Origin of the sequence: Novosphingobium sp., from assembly GCF_031424035.1 — a bacterium.
In the GTDB taxonomy this organism is placed as follows: Bacteria; Pseudomonadota; Alphaproteobacteria; order Sphingomonadales; family Sphingomonadaceae; genus Novosphingobium.
On record NZ_JANPGP010000019.1, the window covers coordinates 1 to 3,827 of the forward strand.

General features: G+C 64.9%; 5 protein-coding genes. All 5 read left to right on the forward strand.

What is annotated here, in order from left to right; translation table 11 throughout:
- Nucleotides 1-1,278: hypothetical protein (locus RMO89_RS02340; RefSeq protein WP_310530988.1), on the forward strand; the 1,278-nt coding region annotated here is incomplete at its 5' end.
- Between the two features lie 121 nt (nucleotides 1,279-1,399).
- On the forward strand, nucleotides 1,400-1,594 hold the full coding sequence (gene secE / locus RMO89_RS02345) for a preprotein translocase subunit SecE (RefSeq protein WP_310530990.1): 195 nt from the start codon (nucleotides 1,400-1,402) through the stop codon (nucleotides 1,592-1,594).
- 14 nt (nucleotides 1,595-1,608) lie between these two features.
- Nucleotides 1,609-2,145 (forward strand): transcription termination/antitermination protein NusG, encoded by a 537-nt coding sequence (gene nusG, locus RMO89_RS02350; RefSeq protein ID WP_310530991.1) that lies wholly within the window; start codon nucleotides 1,609-1,611, stop codon nucleotides 2,143-2,145.
- Between the two features lie 82 nt (nucleotides 2,146-2,227).
- Complete coding sequence (locus RMO89_RS02355; RefSeq protein ID WP_310530992.1) at nucleotides 2,228-3,298, forward strand: acyltransferase; 1,071 nt, start codon at nucleotides 2,228-2,230, stop codon at nucleotides 3,296-3,298.
- 179 nt (nucleotides 3,299-3,477) lie between these two features.
- Nucleotides 3,478-3,827, forward strand: a 350-nt coding sequence (gene rplK / locus RMO89_RS02360; protein ID WP_310530994.1) for a 50S ribosomal protein L11, incomplete at its 3' end; no start/stop codon positions are given.

Here is a 3,827-nt window from a genome sequence, read left to right on the forward strand (position 1 = left end):
GACCTGCAGCGGCATTATGGTTTCACGTGGCAATGGATTCCCAACCTTGGCGCGGACCTGATCGTCTGGCCGCTGGCGAAACTGCTGGGGCTGGAAGCAGCGGGGCGGGTGATCGCCGTACTGGTGCCCGCACTGCTCGCCGCATCGCTGCTCACCGTGGACAGCGTGCTGCACAAGCGCGTCGGCGTGGGCGGACTGCTCGCGCTGGTAACGGTGTGGTCGCCTTCGGTGCTGATGGGTTTCGTCAACTGGGGGCTGGGGCTGGCGCTGGCCTTCTTCGCCTTCGCTGGCTGGGTGGCGTGGGAGGGCAAGCGCTGGCGGCATCTGGCATTCCTCGCCATCGCGCCGCTGGTATGGCTGTGCCACCTCTCGGCATGGGGTGTGCTGGGCGTGCTTGTGTTCGGGCATGAGTGGCAGCGGCGCGGCTTCCTCGCTGCAATCCCTCGCACCTGGCCGTTGTGGCCGCCGGCGCTGCTGACGCTGCTCGCCGGCTCGGGGAAGGGCGGCACGTCATGGGGTGATGGTATCTTGGTCGACAAGGTGTCGAACTGGGTCATGGCCCTGCGTGACCAGTCAGCGCAGCTTGACCTGCTGACGGTGCTGCTGCTGGTCGGCGTTGCCGCAATTGCGTGGCGACAGGGACGCGTCGATGGGCGGATCGGGCGCGCGGCGTTGATTTTCGTGGCGCTGAGCTGCGTCATGCCGCGCCATCTGGGTGGTGGAGACTTCGCCGATTACCGGCTGGTGCCCGTGGCGCTGGCCTGCGCCGTGCTCGCCGCGCGGTGGAACGTGCCGAGCTGGGTGCTGGCGGCGGCGGCGGTGCCTTTTGTGTTGCGGCTGGCCCTCACCACAACTGCATGGCTCGCGGGATCGGCGCAGACCGCGCAGATGCTCGCCGCCGTGGACCAACTGCCGCGCGGATCGGTGATTGCCGGCGCGCGGGCGGAGGATCCCTTCGCCTGGACGCAGGGCGGATCGAGCCATGTCTTCGCGCTGGCCACGGTGCGGCGCGATGCGGTGACCAATTCGGACTTCGCGGTGGCGGGCGTCCATGCCCTGACGCGCATCGATGGCGGCCCGGTCGATCCCTCGCAGCGGGTGCTGATTGCGACAGGCGAATCGCCTGACCTCTCCGCCTTTGCACCTGCCAAGGAGGCCGATTACCTGTGGTACGTCGGGGCCACTGCGCCTTCCGCGCTGCCCCCGGGCGCGCAAGTGGCGGCGAGCGGCGCGGGCTGGCGCATCGCCCGTCTTGCAAAAGTTCCGCCCAGTCGCTAACTGGCCTTCACTTTCCGACATCGGAAGACATTAAGCCCCTCCCGGCACCTCAGCCGGGGCGGCGATGTCCCCTTGGCGGAAGGCGCGATTTTTAAACGTTTGCAGTAAAGGCATCCGAGCAATGGCCAAGACTAGCCCCGGTGAATTCGTCCGCCAGGTCCAGACCGAAGCCCGCAAGGTCGTTTGGCCGAGCCGGCAGGAAACCGTGACCACGGCGATTTTCGTCGCGATCATGATGACCATGCTGGCCGTGTTCTTCCTGGGGGTCGACACGATCTTCGGCAAGATCGTCGCCTGGCTGCTGACGCTGGTCTGAGAGAGTAAATAGCAATGGCCCGCTGGTACATCATCCACGCCTATTCCGGTTTCGAAGGCAAGGTGCGCGATTCGATCCTTTCGGAAGCTGAACGCATGGGCCTTGAAGCTCTCGTCGAAGCCGTCGAGGTTCCGGTCGAGACCATTACCGAGGTGAAGCGCGGCAAGAAGGTCCAGACCGAACGCAAGGTCATGCCGGGCTACGTCCTCGCCAAGCTGGCGATGACTGACGATGTTTATCACCTGATCAAGAACACCGCGAAGGTCACCGGCTTCCTCGGCCATTCGGGCAAACCGCAGCCGATCTCTGATCGTGAAGCCGCCCGTTACTTCGGTGCGCGCGAAGCCGCTGCCGCCGAACCGCGCCGCGAAATCAGCGTCGATTACGAAATCGGCGATTCGGTGAAGGTGCTCGACGGTCCGTTCGCCTCGTTCAACGGCGTCGTCGAAGAGCTCGACTTCGACAAGAACCGCGTCAAGGTTTCGGTCTCGATCTTCGGCCGTGCAACGCCGGTCGAACTCGACTTCGAACAGGTCGAACTGGTCAAGTAAGCGGGCAGGCGGCGCTCCGGCGCGGCCAGCATATCTTAACCAGTCGCGGGCTATGACCCTCACCGAAAGGTGAGGGCAGGCCGTGTCACACAGCACAGCATCGCCGGCAGGTGAATCGGTCGTCCGTCTCGGGCGGCTCGATGGCCTGCGCGGGATTGCCGCTTGCGTCGTGGCTTTCGGCTATCATGCCGGGTTCCTCTTCGCGCCTTCCTCGATCAATGGTTTTGGCCCGGTGGCCAACTGGACGCTCGGCTGGGGCTGGACTTGCGTGGACCTGTTCTTCGTCATTTCCGGCTACATCTTCGCCCATGTCTATCTGCGCCCCGGCGCGTTGAGCGATGGCCGCGCGCTGCGCGAATTCGCGGTTGCCCGCGTGGCCCGGCTCTATCCGCTGCACTTGCTGGCACTCGCTGTCGTAGCGCTCGCCTTCTGGGGCCGACCCGAGAACAGCGGCGCGGCCTTTGCGCTCCACCTCGTGATGATGCAGGCCTTTGCCGAACCAGTTGCCCATACTTTCGTCGGACCCAGCTGGTCGCTGTCGATCGAAGTGCTGTGTTACGTGGTCTTCGCGCTTGCCGCCGTGTTCTGGCGCGGAGCGATACGCCCGCTGGCGTGGACGCTGATGCTCGGCGGCGCGGCTTGGCTCTATCTGCTGGGGCCGGCGGGAGGGCCGTGGGCCGGCGACATCTTTGCGCGCGGGTTCTTCGGCTTTTTCATGGGGCAATTGCTGTGGCAAGGGCGCGGCGAGTTGGCCAGGCTCTCCACCCCGCTGCTGCTGGCGATGCTCACTGCGGGACTGATGCTCGATGCAGGAGACCTCAGCCCGCTGCTGCCGCTTGGCCTGCTCGCATGGCCGGCTGCGCTGGGGCTGGCACTGCGCTGGCCGCTGATGGAAAGCCGCGCGATGCTGTGGCTGGGCGACCGTTCCTATGCGATCTACCTCGTCCACATGCCGCTGGTCGAATGGATCACCGATCATTATGGCAAGCAGACAGCAGGTCCGGCCACGGCATTGTTGGTCTTTGCCGGGTTCGTGGTGACCGTCCTTGCGCTGTCCGATCTGTCGCTCCGCTTCGTCGAACGGCCAGCCCGCCGCGCAATCCGCACATGGACTTCTGCGCCGCGATCGGCAAAGGCCGCCGCCGCCGCCTGAGGCGCGCTCGATTCCGCGCTTTCCTTTTTGTCCGCATTCGTCTAGGCGCGCCCCTTCGCTTGCGGCTTGCCGTGAGTGATTCCGTGCGGGAGGCGATCTTCAGGACCGCTGCTTGACCGCTCAATCTGAGGTTTCCGGCTGGAAAATGCCGGTGCCAACAGGACGAAAGGAGGCCCCTCGTGGCCAAGAAAATTGAAGGCTATATCAAGTTGCAGGTGCCCGCGGGCAAGGCAACTCCGTCCCCGCCGATCGGCCCTGCGCTGGGTCAGCGCGGCGTGAACATCATGGAATTCTGCAAGGCGTTCAACGCCGCCACGCAGGACCTTGAAGCGGCCATGCCGATTCCGACGATCATCACCGTCTATGCCGACCGTTCGTTCACTTTCGTGACGAAGACGCCGCCGGCATCGTTCCTGATCAAGAAGGCTGCAAACCTGAAGTCGGGTTCGAAGGAGCCGGGCAAGATCTCGGCCGGAACCATCGCGCGCTCGGCTCTCGCCGAAATCGCCCAGACCAAGTTCAAGGATCT